Origin of the sequence: Arthrobacter sp. PAMC25564, from assembly GCF_004798705.1 — a bacterium.
In the GTDB taxonomy this organism is placed as follows: domain Bacteria; phylum Actinomycetota; class Actinomycetes; order Actinomycetales; family Micrococcaceae; genus Arthrobacter.
In genome coordinates this window covers 3,149,707-3,168,279 of record NZ_CP039290.1, presented here as the reverse complement: position 1 = coordinate 3,168,279, position 18,573 = coordinate 3,149,707, and the positions used below count along the sequence as shown (strand labels likewise).

Here is an 18,573-nt window from a genome sequence, read left to right as displayed (position 1 = left end):
TCTATTCCCCTCACCGTGGGGGAGTGCTCAGTGGGGAATGAGGACGAGGTTGGAGAAGTAGGCTTCGGTGCCGATATCCACGAAGAGACCGATATTGCCGGCGGCCTGCTTACCCTTAGTGTGGGCAGTTGCCAGGGCTTCAGTTCCTTTGATCGTCACCTTCACTTGAGTGTCGACGTCGATCTTCAGATGGATCCCTTCGTCGGGGCCGATGTCGGCGCCGGACTCGTTACGGCCGTCGGGATGCTTCTCGCGAAGCCGCTCATATTTCCACTCGGGGTAGGCGAAGTATTGAACGGCGCGCTGGTCGCGCGGGGGTGGCGGACTGGCCTTCGAACCGTTCAGCGGCACTAAGTACACGGCTTCCAAACGCTCATGATCGTCTGCGATGCGGTAGGCGATGCCGGCGAAGGCCCGGGCGTCGGGGGGCCTTTGCCGTTGAGGCGGCTGAGAATGTCCACCTCGGTGCCGTTTTCAAAAGGCGCGGGAAGCGCCACGAATGTTGGCATGTCGACGTAGTCGATGTGGGGCACCCCATGAAGCGTGACCGCATCGGTTAGTTCAGCACGCAGTGTCATTCTTCCGGACGCCTGTGCGGGTGTTGCGGTGACGGAGTGCAGCGTCGACCCTTCCGGGAGGAGTATTCCCCGCCGACGGAGAAGGCCATCAGGCATCGCAGGGCGAGGAAGGCAGCCCCGGCCGTGGGGCCCGCCTGTGCGTGCGTGGGGAGCAGGGTGGTGGCGAACATGGCCGCAGCCATGAGGGCCATGCTCGCCAGCAGTACGGGCCGTCGGCCGAAGCGGTCCCCGAAGCGACCGAACACCAGTGCGCCTGCAGGCCGCAAGAGGTAGGACACGGCGAACACCGCGAGCGTGGCCAGCAGGGATTCCGTGCCGCCGCCGAAAATGACCCGGGACAGGATGGTGGCCATCAAGAGGTACAGGGTGAAGTCGTACCATATCTACGATGGTGGAAAGGGCCGCGACGGCGATCGAGGTCCGCGGCAGGGAATCGCCGGCGGCGGTGCCACCTGCCGGGCGTTCTGCCTGGCGCGGTGGGCGGGGGAGGGCAGCGAAAAGGAGCATGGGTTCAACTCCTGGTTTGGAGGCAAGGCAGAGGCCGGCCCCATGAGGTTGAGCCGTGCCGGTTGGGGTTCTTTAGGTGATGACGCTTACGTGGTGACGACGAGTTTGCCGCTGGCGCGGCTTTCCTCCATGTCGGTGTGCGCCCGGACGATGTCATCCAGGGCATAGACCTTGCCGATGGGGACCACTGCGGTGCCGTCGCTGACGGCCTGCAGGAATTCCTGGAGCACGGTGCCGGGAAGGTCGGCAGCACCGCCGGTGTAGGAGGTGAGCCGGACGCCCCGCGGAATGAAGTCGATGGGATAGAAATCGGGGATTGTCCACTGGTTTGAGAGCATGCCGGTAAAGCAGGCAACGCCGTGGATCCGGGTGGCCCGCAACGTGTCACGAAGCGTCGGGGTGCCGACGAGCTCGAGGGCGGCGTCCACGCCGTCGGGAGCGATGCGGCGCACGGCGGCGGCGAGGTCGCCGGCGTCGATCAGGACATGGTCGACGCCGATCGCGAGGAGTGCTTCCCGTTTGGCCTCGTTGCGGGTTGAGGCCAGGACGGTGAGCCCGCGGCGTTTGGCAAGGATCGCGGCGGCCATGCCGACGGAGGAGGTTCCGCCGCGAATGAGCAGGCTTTGGCCGGGCCGGATGTCGAGGCCGATAGTGAGGGAGCCGTGTGCGGTCTGAAGCATCTCCGGGATGGCGCCGATGACGGACCAGGGCAGCTCTGATTCGAACGGTATGACCTGCCCGGCCGGCACGCATGTGTACTCGGCGTAGCCGCCGTCGAACACGCGGCCCATGCCGCCCATAAGGGTGGCGACCTTTTGTCCGGCGCGGAACTCGCCGCCGGGGGAGTCCGCCACTTCTCCTACGGCTTCGATCCCGGGCACGCGCGGGAACGTGACGCCCTCGGCCAGGCCCAGGCGTGTATGCAGTTCCGAGCGGTTGAGCCCGAAGGCCCGGACCCGGATGAGCACTTGGCCGGGCCGGGGCACCGGGATGGGCCGTTCTCGAATCACCAGTGCCTCGGCCGGCCCCGGACCGTCCAGCACAACGGCCCGCATGGTGCCGCCGCTCACTGCATGGCCTTCCGGGAGCTAGGCGCCGTGGAGTCCAGTGCCTTGGAGTCCAGCGAAAGCCGGGGTGTGCTGCGGACCCGAGCCAGAAGGTCCAGAAGCGTACCTGCCTCCTGCCTTGTCAGGGCCGGGGTGAACCAGCGCGCAAGTTCGTCCTCGACCACGTGGCGGCACTGCTCAACCACCGCGGTCCCCGCCGCCGAGAGTTCCAGGAGGGAGGAACGCCGGTCGCCCGGGTTCATCTTCCGCGAGCAGTACCCCGCCGCCTCCACGCGATCAATGAGCTTGCTGGCGCCGCCCACCGTAATGGACAGCGCCGCAGCAATATCGAACACCCTGCACGCGCCAAGGGATGCAAGCACGATCATCGCCTCGTACCTGCCGAGGGGGAGGCCGCATTCCTGGCGCAGGCGGGCGTCAACCGCGTCCCACATTTCCGTTTCCAGCCGGGTCAGCGCACTGAAAAGCGGATAGAAGTCAGCTTGGTGGTCTGTGGAGTTCATGGAACGAGACTAGCAGATAGATTCCATGGAAGATACTTCCCTGGATTCCACTCTTGTTGAGGCGATCAGCTCGAGGGGTCGACCAGCAGCTTCATCTTCTGGCCGGCCCGGAGCTTCTCGAACCCTTCCTGGACCACTCCGCTGAGGGGGATGTCCTCAACCCATCCCGTGGTCTTGTAGTGGCCTTTGGCCATGAGGTCGATCACCGCTGAATAGTCGGCGCCGGTGTAGCAGATGGTTCCTTGGATGCGCCGCTCCCGCAGCACGAGGTTGATGAGCGGCGTCGGGAGGGGCTTTTCATAAATCGCCACGCTGACCAGCGGCCGGCGCTCACCGAGGCATTCAAGGGCTGATTGGACGGCAGGTGCAACCCCGGCGGCGTCGAAAGCAGCGTCAACACCGTCGCCGTTGGTCCGGTCAGCGATGAGAGCAGTCACGTCCTGGCTCGTTGGATCCAGCGTCCGTGCGCCGAGTGTCTCGATTGACTTGCGGCGTGTCTCGGACGGTTCTACCACGTCGATTTCGGTCAGGCCCATGCCGCGGAGGGCGAACCACAGGCCGATTCCGATCGGCCCCGCGCCGTAGATCAGGGCGCGGCTCTGGTCATTGACTTCGCCCATAGTCGCGGCGTGATAGGCGACGGACATCGGCTCTACCAGCGCACCCATTTCGAGCGAGACATTGTCGGGGAGTTTGTGTACCTGGTTGCCCGGCACGACTGTGTATTCTGCCATTCCGCCGTCCGCCATCAGGCCGTGGAATCCGATCACGTTGCATAGGTTGTAGTGGCCGCTCCTGCATGGTCGGCACTCGCCGCACCGGTAAATGGGTTCCACCGTGACCCGGTCACCCTCACGGACATTGGTGACGTTCTTGCCGACTTCCGTCACCACGCCGGAGAATTCATGGCCCAGGGTCAGGGGCAGGCATCGGCCCGTGAGGGGGTGCGGATCGGTCGGCGGAATGAAGATCGGGCCATCGTAGTACTCATGAAGGTCGGTACCGCAGATCCCGTTGCGGCTGACTTTAATCTTCACTTGACCATCGCCGGGAGAAGGTTCCTGAACGTCCAGGATCTCAAGTTTGTTCTTGCCGTAGTAGACCGCTGCGCGCATGGCGCCTCCTAGTTGTATGGGGGCATCAGATGATGCGGATGAGAATCTCGTTTGCGAACTCGCAGGACAGCCCGGGACGGGCGGCGTGACCGCTGTCCGTCCCGGGCTGTCCCTGCGGTGCCGATTAAGCCGGCGTCAGTGCGTTGCTGTCGGTCATGAAATTGGGGTAATTGTTGGAGGCCTCCTCGGCGAGGATGGAACGGTACTGCTTGATGCCGCCGAGGTAGAACATCACAGTCCGCTTCTTGCCCGGAATGTTGGCCCCGAAGATCCACGAGGCGGCCTGGGGGAAGAGGGTCTGGTGGGCGATATCCGAGCAGGTCTCCGTCCAGTCGGCCTCAGTGTCGGCCTTGGCTTCGATCCAGCCGGTGCCGGAGGCCGACAGGTGGCCGATAGTTTCGCTGATCCACTCGACCTGGGCCTCGATCGACGGCGGAAGGTTGGTGAAGGGGCCGTTGGGGCCGAGAATCATGAACATGTTCGGGAAGCCGTTGGTTGCCATGCCGAGATAGCTGGTCGGACCGCCGGCCCAGTGCTCCTTCAGCGTTTCGCCACCCCTGCCGCGAATATTGACCCGGACGTAGTTGCCGTCCACAGCGTCGAAGCCGGTGGCGCAGATGAGTACGTCCAGTTCGTGCAGGGTTCCGTCGGCCGTAACGATGCCTTGCTCCGTCACCCGCTCGATCGGGTTCTCTTTGACGTTCACGAGGGAGACATTTGAACGGTTGAACGTTTCGTAAAAGCCCGAATCGCACAGCGGCCTGCGGGCGTACAGGTCCGTCGGCGTCAACTTTCGCCGGGTTTCCGGATCTTTCACGATTTCGGCGATCTTCCGGCGGATGAACTTCGCCGCCTCTTCGTTGGCGTCCGGGTCAGTGGCAATATCAGAGAAGGTCTCGAACATGAAGCGGAACCCTCCGCCTTCCTCCCAGGTCCGCTGGTAAATGCGCTCGCGTTCTTCCGGGGAGACGCTGAACGTCGGAACGGCGCTCTCCACAAAGCCCATGGCGACGGACGAGTTCCGGACCTGATCCCAGTTGGCCTCGAAGTTATCCCGGTGCCCCTGCTGTTCCTGCGAGGTAAGTACGCGGTTGCCGGCAGGCACGCTGTACTGCGGGGTGCGCTGGAACGAGGTCAGGTGAGCCGCGACGGGCGCGCTGGCCGTGATCACCTGGTTGCCGGTGGAACCATTGCCGATTACACCTACCCGCTTGCCAGACAGGTCCAGGTCTTCGGGCCAGGCGCCCGTGTGCACCAGCCGGCCCTTGAACGTTTCCATCCCGGGGAATTTGGGGAGGTTTGTTGCGGAGAGCAGGCCGAGACCGGTGACGAGGAACCGGGACTGGAACGTGACGCCCCGGTCGGTCCGCACTGTCCAGATGCCGGCGGTCTCGTCGAATTCAGCATCAGTCATGCCGGTTCCGAGTTGAATGTGTTCGCGGAGGCTGTAACGGTCCACAACGCCATTCAAGTAAGCCAGAATCTCGCGCTGGGGCACATATTTGGTGTTCCACGGAGTCTGCTGATAGAGATCGCGATCGAACGAGTACTGGTAGACGAAGCTCTCAGAGTCCGAGAGGGCACCGGGATACTTGTTCCAGTACCAGGTACCGCCGACTCCTCCTGCGCGGTCAATGGCGACGGCGTTGAGACCGAGTTCGTTGCGCAGCTTGTGCAGCATGTAGATGCCACCGAAGCCTGCTCCGACGACGAGTGCGTCGAGCTGGTAGATCTTCTCGGGGACGGCGTTGTCCATGATGTCTTTTCCTCCGACTAATAGGGCTCTGTGAGATAATTCACTTTGTAGTTACCAGTCTGTGGTGGCACAACAAGCACTCAGTGTCTCAATTTGGGACACTGCCGTAGAGCCCGAAAATCCGCGATTGATACCCTCTCAGCACTAATCGCGAGTGCTGATGAGTGTTGATTGGCCGACATCCGGGCTGGCGGACGAAATTGCAAAGGGGCAGATATGTCCGATCCGGTGCGGGAAGCGCGGGAGGAGCTGATTCGCGTTGGCCTCACTGGAGCCTATGGGGTCAACGATGCGGTGCCGGACCTGATTGTGCGGAGCTGGCGTCGATCGATCAGTAGCGCCGTCGAAAGCTCGGTCCCGTCCCAGCGTTTTCAGGACGTGGATACGGACTCACTGCTCTGCCGGGCCGCCGTTCCTGTGCTTGACCGTTGGCAACACCAGTTGGCTGATACCGGGACGACACTGTTCCTCAGCGACCGGGGCGGCAGCATCGTTGCCCGGCGCACGAGTGACAACAGTGAGCGACGGCGCCTCGACAGCATGCACGCGGCGGAGGGCTTCGACTACTCCGAGGAAGCTATCGGCACGAACGGCTTAGGCACGTCGATGGTCGAGAAGCGTCCGGTCTTCGTCAAGGGGAGCCAACACTACAATGACGCCCTGACCGCTCTGGCGTGTGCGGCTGCGCCCGTATATACGCCGGCCGGACTGGTCGTTGGCTCGGTCTCACTTGGCGGGCCCTTAGAGGCTGCCAGCCCGATCATGCTGTCGCTGACGCGCGAGATTAGCCAACAGATTGAGGAGAGGTTCCGGGCATCCTCCCGGCCCCAGGACCTCGCCCTTGCGATGTCCTTTATGCGTTTCAGCAGCTCACAGCGTCCTACGGTGGTGATGGATCAGGAGTCCATCCTGGCTAACACGCCGGGCCTGCCCTACGTCAGTGTTGCTTCGCATGTCATGCTCTGGGAAGTGCTCAAATCCCACGACTGGTCATCCACCAATACGCTGCGTCGTGAATTGGAGGCCACCTCCATCGAGGTCACGGCACGGAGGGTGGTGGATGGGCCGCGCGAGCACTACGTGGTGCACTTCTCCGATCTGAGCAAAGCTTCCGATATCCCGTCTGGGCTGGCCTTGCCATCTGGAGCACGGCTTGTGGGTACAGGCGCGCCGGCGCCAAGCATGACCGCTCCGGCCGTTGTCCTGGTTGATGGACCGCGTGGTTCCGGACGCGCGACAGTCGCCGGGAGGCGGCGCACAGAGCGTGGAAGTACGGCGCATTGTGAAGTATTTGTCCTATCCGCCGGGGCGGCTACACCGTGGAGGACCATTGAGGACCTCCTGGCAGGCGGTACCGATGTGCTGATCCGGCGGCTGGAGGACCTCGCCGAGAACGAAGTTGCGGATTTGGCCGCTGTCGTCGAGCGGCACCGGAAAGCCAGGTCCGATGGGCAGCGCGCCAGCAGCCTTCTACTGACGTCCTCTCGCGACCAGGCTGCGCCGGCCGTTCGGGCTTTTGTCGACACCACCGGAACCGAGGAGCGTACCGATGCACTGGCCCGGACCCCGGAAAGGATCCCCGGTCTGGTCAAGGCTATCCTCAACGTGGTTGACCCGGAATCGCGGCACACCATTTCGCCGGCTGCCCTGCAGTCCATGGTCCAGTGGAACTGGCCCGGCAATATCGCCGAACTTGCCGACACTGTAGCCGCCCTGATTGGGGATGCGAAAGGCTCGGTCATCGAACGTCGGCATTTGCCGAAACATCTGCAGCAGGCGCCCCCGCGACGTCACATGAGCATGATGGAGACGGCGGAGCGCGGGGCCATCATCAGGGCACTCGACGCGGCCGGGGGTAACAAATCGGAGGCCGCAGCCCTGCTGGGTATGGGGAGGTCCACGCTATATCGGCGGCTGCGCCAGCTTGGCCTCGACACTGGCGAGGGATCGATCTGATTCCGAAGGCGGCGGATATGTATCAGGCCGCGGTGGTGTTATCAAGGCTGATAACTTCTTCCAGCACAGCCTTTAGAGCCGGGCTTGTGTCGTCGCGGCGCCATACTGCCCTGAGATCGACATCGGCGGTGGAGTCCTCGAGCGGAACGAATACGACATGCGGATCTGTCGCATTCTGCGCAACAGACGTCAGTGTCAAATGGCACCCGACCTCGGCACTTACCAGTGCCAGGGCGGTCTGCGTGTCGGGCGCTACCTGAACGATGTCGGCGACGAAGCCATTGGCTTGGGCCAGCCGCCGGAGCCGGTCAGGCAAGACCGCGCCCTCGAAAGGCGTCAGCGAGATGAAGGCCTCAGCGGCAAGCTGCCCCATCGCCAGCCGACGTGCGCCAGCAAGCGGGTGAGTGTCGGGCATTGCCACAACAAGCGAGTCCCGCATGACCACAAGGGAGGACACCTCTGCCGGGATGATGTCCCATCGTCCGAGAGCGATGTCCGTCTCCCCTTGTACTAGTTTTTTCATCGCTGGCTGAGCGAAATTCTGGCTGGATAGCTCCAGCTGGATCCTCGGCCTGTTGGACTTCACCTGCCTGGCGAGTCGGGCCACCAATCGATGTGTAGACACGCCGGCGAAAGCAATTCTCACCAGCCCGGCCTCGCCGTTGTCGGCTGACCGGACGGCCTCTTCGGCTCGGCGAAGTGCCTCGAGCACTTCGGTAGCTGGGGCCACCAGCGCCTGCCCACTGGACGTGAGCTTCACGGAACGGGTATTGCGGTCCAGGAGACGCGTTCCGAGTTCAGTCTCGAGTTGTTTGATGATTCGGCTTAGGGGTGGCTGGGTCATGTGTAGGCGTTCGGCAGCACGCCCGAAATGGAGTTCCTGCGCCACTGCCAGGAATGCCCTCAGCTGGCCAACGTCCATGATCTCCTCGCCGTTTCATTATTGAGAAAAAAGGTATCACTGGAATCTGACCGGCACGTCGGACCTGCAACAATTACTGCCAGTTCAGATAGGGCTGGCGGACAGTTCCAGCCGCAGAAGCCCCACCGGGCGTGCACGAAATGACGCTGTGCAAGATTTGGACACTTCGTTCTTCAGCCAGCAAGCATCTTGCAGGATGAGGAAGTGCCGCAATCGCGGGACATCCACCAGCTCACTGACGAGCTGAGGGGTGATCACAGAAGAACGCCGGGAGGCAGGCGGTGCGTGGCTGACAAGGGGCGCCATGAAAGGGTCAAGGCTCCGGCCTTCGCCTTCCAAGCGCAGGGCCGCTCCGACGCGGCCCGGTCGGTCTCCGCACCTCTGCTCTAAGAACTCCCACTAGAGCCATAGGAGACAACATGTCACGTCGTGTAGAGGATCGCAGCATCCTCGTTACAGGTGCCGGCAGCGGCATGGGCCGCGTAATCGCCCTCGCGCTGGCAGATGAGGGAGCGAACGTCACGCTCCTCGATCTAAACCTCGACGCAGCTAACAGTGTCAAGGACGAGATCACCGCGGCCGGCGGTGCCGCCGTCGCGGGTTCCGGTAACGTCGTCAACCGAGCCGACGTCGCGATGGCCGTCAGGACCAGCGTGGAGTCGTTTGGCCGCCTGGACTGCATGTTCGCCATCGCGGGCATTATTAAGCCGACGCACTTCCTCGAGACCACTGAAGAGAACTTCCGCAGCACGCTCGACGTGAACGCCTTGGGAACCCTTATCTGCCAGCAGGAGGCTGCCAAGCAGATGATCAAGCAGGGCGACGGCGGCAAGCTCATCGTCACGTCGTCCATCGCAGGCCGTCAGGGCTACCCGAACTTCGCGTCTTACTGTGCGAGCAAGTTCGCGGTGACCGCTCTGAACCAGTCAGCCGCCCACGCACTCGCTAAGCACAAGATCACATCCAATGCCTTCGCCCCCGGTGTTGTGGACACCCCGCTGTGGAAGAAGCTGGACCTGGACCTCATGGACATGGGCGATTCATCCCGCCCTGGCGAGGCATTCGAATCGTTTTCCGGAGCGAACCTGATCGGTCGCAAAGGTGTGCCGGAGGACGTGGTGGGCACGGCGCTCTTCCTCGCTTCCTCGGACTCCGATTACATGACAGGCCAGACCATCATGATCGACGGCGGCATGGTCCTCGTGTAACCAACTGAGCGCATTGCCACCCGATGGTCCCGCGTTCGTGAGCCCCTCAGGCCAGGGCGCGTTAGGCCAGGGCACGGCGGGCCGCTCATCATTGGCCAACGGTGCCTGTGGCCCGGTCGCGGTTGCCCGCCACGACCGGGCCACAGGCCTGACGATCGGCGGACGGCACAGACTAGGAGGGTGCTGAACAATTTGCGTCGGTAATCTCGAAGGTTTAAGGCGTGCCTGCTGGACTTGCCGGCCCGGTGGTTAAGACTGGTCTTATGCAAGGACGTGAGCGGGAACAGCGGACGCTGTTGGACGTGGAGGCGCTGGCCGGGGAGCTGTTGGCCCCGGGCAGCGTTTTCGCGTTCCTGGCCGAACACCGGGGACGGTTGTTCCCTGATTCGATGATGGAGGACCTGTTCGGGTCGAAGCGGGGCAGGCCCTCGGTGCCGGCGCCGGTGATCGGCTCGGTGCTGGTGCTGCAGGCCCTGCAGGGGCTTTCGGACCGGGAGACCGCCGAGGCGTTGACGTATGACCTGCGGTGGAAGGCGGCCTGCGGGTACGCGCTGACGGATACCGCGTTCCACCCGACCACGCTCGTGTACTGGCGCAAGCGCCTGGCGGCAAGCGCGAACCCGCACCGGATCATGGACGCGGTCACCGAAGTCGTCACCGCCACCGGGATCCTCAAGGGCCGCAACCGCAGGGCACTTGACTCGACGGTCCTGGATGACGCGGTCGCACGGCAGGACACCGTCACGCAGCTGATCGCCGCCGTGCGCCGCTTCGGCCGCGATGTGCCCGGCGGCAAGGACCTGATCGCGGCCCACGCCACCGGGTACGACTACACCCGTGCCGGGAAACCGGACATCGCCTGGGACGACGCGCAGGCCAGGGACGAGCTGATCTCCGCCCTGGTCAACGACGCGCTGGCGCTGCTGGCGGCGGTGGACCCGCAGCAGTTCGACAAAAACCCCGGCGATCCTTCCGATGCAGGCGATCCGAAGGCCGCCGAAGCGTATGCGCTGCTGGCGCTGGTTGCCGGGCAGGACGTGGAACCGGCCGAGGACTCGGACGGCACGGACGGGCGGTGGAAGATCGCCCGGAAAACCGCCCCGGACCGGATGATCTCCATCGTGGACCCCGACGCGCGGCACGCCCACAAGACCCGCAAGGCGATGCGGGACGGATACAAGGCACACATCGTCAACGAGCCCGGGACCGGGATCGTGACTGCCGCCGCGGTAACGAAGGCCGCCGGCCCCGGTTCCTCGGATGCCGAGGCCGGGGCCGGGCTGCTGTCAGCGGACCCGACGGTGGAGGAAAACCAGCAGGTGGACGCCCTCGGTGATTCGGCCTACGGCACCGGGGACATGCTCAAGGCCCTCGCCGCGGCCGGACACCGGGCCCTGGTCAAACCCAAACCGCTGGCCGCCGCCATCGCCGGCGGATTCACGATCGATGACTTCGCCTACGACAAGGCCGCCGGGACGCTGACCTGCCCGAACGGGCTCAGCCGCAGGATCACGGCCAAGGGCCGCGTCACCTTCGGCGCCGCCTGCCGCGGGTGCCCGCTGAAAGACAGGTGCACGACCGCGGCAGGCGGCCGCAAGATCGAACTGCATCCCGACCACGAACTGATGCGCGCCCACCGCGCCGCAGCCCGGAACGAGGACTTCCAGTCCGACTACAAACAGCACCGGCCCATGGTCGAACGCTCCATCGCGTGGCTCACCGCCGGGAACAACCGGCGCCTGCGCTACCTCGGCGTGGCGAAAAACGATGCCTGGTTCCGGCTCCGGGCCGGCGCGGTGAACCTCAAACGCCTCCTCAGCCTCGGGCTGACCGTCCGGGAGGGCGCCTGGGCCATCGCATAGCCCCGGGGCGCCAGCCGCGCCCTCCGGGCACCGCCGGCGAAGGCACCCACGCCCCCGCCGCCGATACTCCAAACGGGCCGGCGACCGGAAAACGCCCGTCCCGCCCGAACCCCCGAAACGACGAAGGGGCCGCCCCGGACGCCCAGACACCGAACCGGCCCCTCAAACAGCCATTAGTTCAGCGCGCTCCTAGCCCCGCCGCCGGATTCAGTACTGCGGATCCCTAGATGCCCGCAACAACCGCGGTAGCCGTGGATGGCGGGATCCTGTTGATGTTTCGCGACGCAAGACTTGAGACTTCCTGACCGAAAAGACGCTGGACCCCTGGGACCCCTGCGGCCCTCTCCACCCGGGCCCAGCAAGCGCCGCGGTCCCTGGCATGTGTCGCGCGGCGGGGAACCACTCCATCTGCGTGCGCTTCGGCTAGCGAATGTACCTCTCCTCGAAGCCCTCAGGCAGCAGGTCCTGAGGCCGGGATGTGGCTCGCCTGGTTCAGGCTCGAAGCCCTCGGCCCCCAGCTTGCGGCCCCGGACCGACGACGGCGTCACCGGGGCGGTCTCAAAATCTTGAGCGCCGGCCTCGACGCGACATGCCGAAGATTTGAGCGGCGACAATACAGATCGCAGGGCGCCTTCCCCGACGTCACGGACACACAACCGGACTTCCATCCAAAGGTCTCTCGCCCAGGTCATTGCAATGACCCGGCGACGCCCCCTGCAGAATCGGAGGCGCCGCCGGAATCAACTGCCCATGGTCAGTTAAGTTCTCAGGCGACGGCCAGGTGAGGCAGGCGCCTCTGCATAGATACCCTATAGGCGACCGCCTTCGAGATGGCGAATTCCAAGAGGATCACGACCAGAAGCAGGACGCCCGTGAACAGTTCGGTCACGAAGGCCTTGACACCGAGGGAAGACATGCCCGCAGCGAGGACCGCGGTGATGGCGATGCCGAACGCGACGTTGATCATGCCGCCGCGCCCTCCAGTGAGGCTGATTCCGCCGATGAGGACTGCGGCCAAGGCCAGAAGGAGCATGTTTGCCAGACCATCCGGCGTCGCAGACCCGCCCCGGAAGGATGACAGCGCTCCGGCCAGGGCGCCGCATCCACCGGAAATGGCGAAGGCGAGCACAAGGCGCGACCTGAGTTTGACTCCCGAGGCGACGGCTTCCTGCCGGGCTCCGCCGATCGATGAGATCTCACGGCCCCACCGTGTCCGCGACAGGAAGATGCCAAGAACGGCGAGCACGGCGATCGTTGTGAGCGACAGAGGCGTGAAGACCCAGATGCGGACCATGAGCGCATCGCTCAGCTTGTAGTCGGTGAGGGTGACTGGGACGCCGCCGGTCGCCAACCAGGTGGCGCCGCGGAGCAGTATCAGCGTTCCAACCGTGAACACGAGCGAGCTGATACCCAGCCGTGCAATCACCCAGCCTTGGAGCGAACCGAGCAGCACTCCCACGACTGTGGCGATGAGGATGCTCGCTATCAGGCCGAGGCCTCCAAGTTGCACGGCGATCGCCCCCGCAAATGCGGCCATGGAGGCGACGGAGAGATCGAACTCGCCTGCGATCATCGTTACCGCCAGTCCGGCCGCGATGACACCGAGCGGGATGAGGCGTTCGAGGGACGAGAACAGGGCAGCTTCCCCGCGAAACCCGGGTGAGACCATCACCATGATGCCGATGACCAGCAGGAGGACGACTATTTGGAGCGAGTACTTAAGGAAGAATTCCTTGGCTGCATTCATCGTGTACTGACCTTTCTGAGAACGTGAAGGGCTACCACGAGCACCACGACGATGCCTCCAACGAGGAAGACGCGCCAGCCGTTGTCGAGGCCGTGCAGGAGCATAGTATTTCCCAGTGCCACGATAAGCAGCGCACCGAGCGCGGACCGGGTGGGGGATCCTTCGCCGCCGGAAACGGCGGTGCCGCCGACCAGAACCGCCGCGATAACGTCCATGGTGAGTCCGGCAAGGTCATTGGCCTGCATCTGATGCAGCTGGGAGGCGTTGAGGGCGCCGGCGACTCCGAGGCCAATCCCAAACGCGATGAAGGCCCAGATCGTGGTGGCTTGGGGAGAGATGCCACTGTTCCTGGCGGTGGCGCGGTTGGCGCCGAGGAGGTGGATGTTGCGCCCGATCAGCGTGTGTTCGGTGAGGAACCAGGCAACGGCCGTAAAGAGCACGAAGATGTAAACCGGCAGCGGGATTTCCAGGAAGTTCCACGTTGCCAGCCACGCCACGTCCACGCTGCCCGCGGTCACCACGGCGCCCTTGGTAGCGATCGCCACCAGGCCGTAGATGACCGAGCCCACGGCGAGGGTGGTGATGACGGGGTTGAGTCCGGCTCCGACGATGAGGCCCTGCATGATCCCCAACGTCACTGAGAGCACGATGGCGGCGCCGAGCCCAGCCAGCGCCGATCCGGTCAGGCCGGACACCGCCAGGAACACAATCCCGGCGAGAACGGTGGAGGACGCGATGCCGAGTGAGAAGAAATTGCCGGAGATCGTGATCGCGGTCATCGAGACAGCGATGATTCCGACGATGGAAGTATTGATGAGGATCGCGCGAATATTCGCGAAGGTGGCGAAATCGGGCGTGCTGATGGCGGACGCGATGAACACCGCCGCCAGGAGAAGCGGGAGCGTGTAGCTGTTGACGAAGCGGACGACGCTGCCTCTAGGTGGTCGGGCGGTGAAGTTGGCGGCAATGCTTGTTGTGCTAGTCATGATTCGCATCCTCACGGTGCATTACTTCGCGGACGAGGGCGGATTCTGTCCACTCGCCTGCGGGTCGGATAGATGTTTGTTCGCCGCGGAAGTAGGTAGCGATTGTGTCGGAGAGGCCCAGGATTTCGTTGGTGTCCGAGGAGCTGACGATCACGCCTACCCCCGAGTCGCTGAGTCGCCGAAGCTGGGCGTAGATATCGGCACGCGCGCCGATATCCACGCCGCGGGTGGGCTCCTCAACCAGCAGGACGCGCGGGTTGATTCCGAGCCATTTGCCAAGGGCCACCTTTTGTTGGTTTCCGCCCGAAAGCGTCCCCACGTTCGAGTTCATTCGTTTGACATCGATGGCGAAGTGCGAGGCGTAGCGGTTTGTCTCGTCGATTTCCCGCCGGGCGCTAACGAACCCTACGGCGGACAGCCGGTGCAGCCAGGGCGACGACAGGTTCCGGCGGATCGGGACTCTCGCGAAGATGCCGTCCTTTTTCCGGTCAGCGGAGCAGTACGCAACGCCGGCCGAGATTCCGTTTTGCCTGCCGCGGGTGTTAAGCGTCTGGCTGTCCACGAGAACCTCCCCGGAGACGATCTCTCCGACGCCGGCAAGTGCCTCCATCAGCTCCGCCGTTCCCGAGCCGAGCTGCCCGGTCAGGCCCAGGATCTCACCGCGCCGGAGGGTCAGGTTGATCTCGGAACGGAGCTCGGGAATCCGGAGCCCGCGCGTCTCCAGCACGACTTCACCGACCGCCGCGGATTTGCCCGGATAGAGGTGGCCCAGCTCCCGGCCGATCATCTTCGCGACGATCGTCCCGACGTCGAGCTCTTTGACCTCATATGGGGCCTCGCTCTTACCGTTGCGGAAAACGGTGACGCGGTCAGCAATCTCGAAAACCTCACCCAGCCTGTGGGTGACATAGACGACGCTCCGCCCCTCTGACGCGAGACGCTTGACGGCGTCGAGCACGCGGACGATCTCAGCGTCCGAGAGGGCTGCGGTCGGTTCGTCGAAGATGATGACCTTGGCGTCCCTGGCCAGCACGCGCGCGATCTCAAGAAGTTGCATCTCCGCAACGGAGAGTTCCTCGACCGGCATGGAAGGGTTCAGCCCGGCAAGCCCGACGCGCTCAAGGATCGCGACGGCGTTCTCGTTCAGTTTGCGGGGGCTCCACCACCAGGGCGTGCCCTGCTGGCCTAGCACGAGGTTCTGGGCCACGGTCATGGTTCCGACCGTGCTGAACTCCTGCTGGACGACGGCGATCCCGGCCGCCTGTGACAGCGATGCGCTGGAAATATTTGTCGGGGTTCCATCGATTTCGATGGAACCCTTGTCGGGTGAGACGAGGCCTGAGATGACCTTAACGATTGTGCTCTTGCCGGCGCCGTTTTCGCCCAAGAGGGCCATGACCTCGCCGGCCCGGAGTTCGAAATGTACGTCCGAGAGGGCGGTCACTGCCCCGTAAGACTTGAAGATGCCGCTCGCCTTAAGGCGAAGGGGAGTGCTTCCAGTCATTCGTTTCTCCTAGGTTTGCAATGTGCGGCGCAGCAGGGCGCGCACCAGATGGGTGCGGAGCCTCGGACAGCTCCGATGGTGGGAGGTATCCGAGGCTCCGCGGTTGGGGGCGGACTCCAGTTAGGGGGTCCTATTTGCCCATCAGCTTGTCGAACGAGAGGCCCCAGATGTCGAAGGAGGCATTGTTTTCGGCCGTCACCTGGGGATTCATCATGTACGTGGCCGTGTGCGGGGCCTCGACCTTGAGTTCAGGTTTGGTCGCCGACGATTCGATGGTGACGTCGCCGGACTGCACCTGGCCGGTGGCGATGTACTGCGCGGCGGTCCGGACCACGAGGGCTCCCTCGATCACCGGGGACTGCAGGGTGGCGGACCAGATCTTCCCGCTGCGCAGGTTGGTCATGTCGCCAGAGGAGGTTCCGGTGATCAGGATGACGTCCTTACCCGGCTTCAGCCCGTTCTGCTCCAGCGCCTGCACCACACCGTTTGCCACGTCGTTACTGTGTGCGTAGACGATGTCGATGCCCTGTCCGAGGAAGCGGGGGATGACCTGGCTGGCTGCCTTGAAGCCGCCCTGCGCGTCAACGGTCGGGGTGGGTTCGACGGCGAGCATGTTGAACGCACCCGGAGTGGCTTCCGCGAAGGCTTTCTCGCGGTCATCACCGGCTGCGTACCCGGCGGTGAACCGGATCTCGACGACGTTGGGCTTGCCGCCGGGGCCGTGGAACTTGACCCCTTCGGCCTTGAGCTTCTCGACGGCGGCGAGCGCGTTGGCTCCGGCTTCCTTGCCGATGCCTGTATCCGAGACCCCCGCGTAGGCGGTCACGTACTTGGACGCTTCCGGCGTGACCAGGTTGTTGAACTGGATCACAGGTGCCTGCGCCGAAAGCAGTCGAATCGAGTTCGTTGCAGCGGCGGCGCCTGCCGGCCACATCAGCACCGCGGCCGCACGCTCACCGGTGGCAAGCCATTCCTGGACCTGCTGGTCCTGCTCAGTCTGGTCCCAGTTGTTCTCGACGATGTTGACGGTGTAGTTCAGGGCTTTCGCCTCGTCCTTGATGGACTGCGAGGCAGCCGCCAGGTAGACGTTCGAGGTCGACGGCATAAAGACCTTGAGGAGAGCGCCGCCGCCATCCGTCGTGCCGGTCCCTTTGCCTTGGGACGCGGCCGGGGCGCCGGGGGCGGCGCTGCTGCTGGTGCTACATGCAGCGGTAGAGGTGAGAAGGCCGGTAGCGAGGACCGCAACGGCGATCTTTCGCCATGCGCGGGCATACGAAAAATGCATGTATCTATGCTCCTTTGAATAGAGTGAGTGAGCGGGCTTGAACGCCAGGAATAACGCAGAGCGTCAGGATTTTCCTCATCGGCGGTTCGTGGAGATGCTCCACGGAATCAGGTGCGGCCGAGCCGGACCCGTTGCTGACCTAGTCGCAGGACAAACCCGAGTTCTAGGATTCTTGCGCGGATTAGTACCTGAATCCGTGCCCTGTACAGAACTTGAACATGGGTCCGAGAGCCAGACTTCGCCGATTCCATCAGTCCTTTCGGCCCGTTCGTTCGGGCACCAAGGAGGGCTACCGACCGTGGGGTCTGTGCCTCTCAACTCCGCTACCTACCCGCCGGGGTGGGGCTTCAGCAAAGTGTCGGTGGGTCAAAGTGTCCAATGTTTGAACAATTTGCCCGTGGAGCTGAACCCGATTGTGGGTTATGTCACACTTGAAGGATGCCGCTCATGACGTCGACAGGGGACAGCCAAATTGAGCGGCACCAGTTCAGCTTGTGAAGCGCAGTTGCTCGCGCCCGGCTGGACGATTCCATCACACGCAATGACGCGGAGGAACAACAAGATGTCGAATTCGGCCGAGGAGCAGTTGTCTCTCCTGAAGGTAGCGCGAAGAGCCATCTCCTCGACGCAGGAGGCACTTGAAGGGACTACGACCTGGCTGGCCCTTACTGACGCCGATGGAAGGGTGACCTACGAATGGGCAGCTGCTCCGAGCCTGCGTCGGCATCTTGCGCGCGCAGATGTAACGGAGGGCGCCGACCTCGCCCAGGGTTCCGCGGGCACGAATGGAGTGGGTGTCGCGCTTGCGACCCGCGCCTCCACCATTGTTCAAGGCACCGATCACCTGGATGAGCGCATGCACAACCTCGTCTGCGCAGCGAGTCCGGTCCTGCACCCAATTACGCGAAAACTGCTCGGCGCCGTTAACATTACGTGCCTTGCCGGCGAGCCGAACCCGCATCTGAAGATTGCGCTCAACATGCTGCTGACCGGCATTCAGGATTCGCTGACCCGCCTGTCCCGCGCCCGCCATCAGCGGCTTCTTGATGCCCATTTGCGGGTGAAGGCGGGAACAGGCGCGGCCGTCATTACACTGGACCGGTACACCATGATCGCCGAGGATGGTCTCGGCGGCCTATCGTTTGACCGAGAACAGCTGTGGCACTATGTCGAAGAGGCAGGACCCTTCACCAGGGAGTTTGTCCTGCCGACCGGCGTTCGTGCGCAGATCGTGCCTGTGATGCCGCCCAGGACTGCGGAGGGCTGTTCCTTGGTGCTCAGCCGTCTGAGTGTCGCAAGCCTTGCTCGCTCGCACGTGAAAGGTTCCGACGCCCGGCCTCGGATGGTAGTCCTGCCCGAGCTGAGCCAGCTCGAGCTGGCCGAGCGGGAGATCATCGCATCGGTGCTAAGGGAGTGCCGCGGAAACAAATCGGACGCTGCAGAGCAACTGCGCATCGCACGCGGGACGCTCTACGAGAGAATCCGTCGATACGGACTGTAGGGTCCGACCGCCAGCTGCACGCCCTGATCGCAGGGCGTGCAGCCCGCGCCTAACGCCGTGTCAGGAATGTACTCGA

15 protein-coding genes are annotated in these 18,573 nt (G+C 63.8%); 4 read left to right on the top strand and 11 right to left on the bottom strand.

The genetic code is table 11. The features are described 5' to 3' along the window. Nucleotides 1-27 precede the first annotated feature (27 nt). The 6 genes from E5206_RS14795 to E5206_RS14770 form a co-directional block, all read right to left on the bottom strand. Nucleotides 28-369, bottom strand: coding sequence for a hypothetical protein (locus tag E5206_RS14795; RefSeq protein WP_136323146.1), 342 nt, complete (start codon nt 367-369; stop codon nt 28-30). 205 nt (nt 370-574) lie between these two features. Continuing rightward, nucleotides 575-931, bottom strand: a complete 357-nt coding sequence (locus E5206_RS14790) for an MFS transporter (protein ID WP_205759943.1) — start codon at nt 929-931, stop codon at nt 575-577. A 240-nt stretch (nt 932-1,171) separates the two neighbouring features. Further along, nucleotides 1,172-2,155 carry a zinc-binding alcohol dehydrogenase family protein gene (locus tag E5206_RS14785; RefSeq protein ID WP_240689765.1) on the bottom strand — a complete coding sequence of 328 codons (984 nt, stop codon included), beginning with the start codon at nt 2,153-2,155 and terminating at the stop codon, nt 1,172-1,174. Beyond that, the gene (locus E5206_RS14780; RefSeq protein WP_136323145.1) at nt 2,152-2,655 is read right to left on the bottom strand and encodes a MarR family winged helix-turn-helix transcriptional regulator; all 504 of its coding nucleotides are present in this window, start codon (nt 2,653-2,655) and stop codon (nt 2,152-2,154) included. Before E5206_RS14780 ends, E5206_RS14785 begins: the two co-directional genes overlap by 4 nt. 65 nt (nt 2,656-2,720) lie before the next feature. Then, nucleotides 2,721-3,770 (bottom strand): 2,3-butanediol dehydrogenase, encoded by a 1,050-nt coding sequence (locus tag E5206_RS14775; protein WP_136323144.1) that lies wholly within the window; start codon nt 3,768-3,770, stop codon nt 2,721-2,723. A 124-nt stretch (nt 3,771-3,894) separates the two neighbouring features. After that, nucleotides 3,895-5,526 carry an NAD(P)/FAD-dependent oxidoreductase gene (locus E5206_RS14770; protein ID WP_136323143.1) on the bottom strand — a complete coding sequence of 544 codons (1,632 nt, stop codon included), beginning with the start codon at nt 5,524-5,526 and terminating at the stop codon, nt 3,895-3,897. A 216-nt stretch (nt 5,527-5,742) separates the two neighbouring features. Between E5206_RS14770 and E5206_RS14765 the strand changes: the two genes are divergently transcribed. After that, nucleotides 5,743-7,482, top strand: a complete 1,740-nt coding sequence (locus tag E5206_RS14765) for a helix-turn-helix domain-containing protein (protein WP_136323142.1) — start codon at nt 5,743-5,745, stop codon at nt 7,480-7,482. 22 nt (nt 7,483-7,504) lie between these two features. Here the strand turns inward: E5206_RS14765 and E5206_RS14760 are convergent, their stop codons facing one another. Then, nucleotides 7,505-8,404, bottom strand: coding sequence for a LysR substrate-binding domain-containing protein (locus E5206_RS14760; protein WP_136323141.1), 900 nt, complete (start codon nt 8,402-8,404; stop codon nt 7,505-7,507). A 419-nt stretch (nt 8,405-8,823) separates the two neighbouring features. Here E5206_RS14760 and E5206_RS14755 point away from each other — a divergent pair, with 419 nt between their 5' ends. Continuing rightward, the gene (locus E5206_RS14755) at nt 8,824-9,612 is read left to right on the top strand and encodes an SDR family oxidoreductase (RefSeq protein WP_136323140.1); all 789 of its coding nucleotides are present in this window, start codon (nt 8,824-8,826) and stop codon (nt 9,610-9,612) included. Between the two features lie 263 nt (nt 9,613-9,875). Then, a complete protein-coding gene (locus E5206_RS14750; protein ID WP_136320799.1) occupies nt 9,876-11,474 on the top strand; it encodes an IS1182 family transposase in 1,599 nt (532 codons plus the stop codon). Nucleotides 11,475-12,240: 766 nt separating this feature from the next. Here E5206_RS14750 and E5206_RS14745 read toward each other — a convergent pair. The 4 genes from E5206_RS14745 to E5206_RS14730 all read right to left on the bottom strand — a co-directional run bounded on the left by E5206_RS14745 (nt 12,241) and on the right by E5206_RS14730 (nt 16,996). Continuing rightward, on the bottom strand, nt 12,241-13,221 hold the full coding sequence (locus E5206_RS14745; protein ID WP_136323139.1) for an ABC transporter permease: 981 nt from the start codon (nt 13,219-13,221) through the stop codon (nt 12,241-12,243). Further along, the gene (locus tag E5206_RS14740; protein WP_168709361.1) at nt 13,218-14,207 is read right to left on the bottom strand and encodes an ABC transporter permease; all 990 of its coding nucleotides are present in this window, start codon (nt 14,205-14,207) and stop codon (nt 13,218-13,220) included. Before E5206_RS14740 ends, E5206_RS14745 begins: the two co-directional genes overlap by 4 nt. Beyond that, complete coding sequence (locus E5206_RS14735) at nt 14,200-15,711, bottom strand: sugar ABC transporter ATP-binding protein (protein WP_136323137.1); 1,512 nt, start codon at nt 15,709-15,711, stop codon at nt 14,200-14,202. The genes E5206_RS14740 and E5206_RS14735 overlap by 8 nt, the downstream gene beginning before the upstream one ends. 130 nt (nt 15,712-15,841) lie before the next feature. Further along, a complete protein-coding gene (locus E5206_RS14730; protein ID WP_136323136.1) occupies nt 15,842-16,996 on the bottom strand; it encodes a sugar ABC transporter substrate-binding protein in 1,155 nt (384 codons plus the stop codon). Between the two features lie 472 nt (nt 16,997-17,468). On the opposite strand from E5206_RS14730, the gene E5206_RS14725 reads away from it, so the two are divergent. Further along, entirely contained in the window at nt 17,469-18,497 is a 1,029-nt protein-coding gene (locus E5206_RS14725) for a helix-turn-helix domain-containing protein (protein ID WP_136323135.1), read from the top strand. The last annotated feature ends 76 nt before the right edge of the window (nt 18,498-18,573 follow it).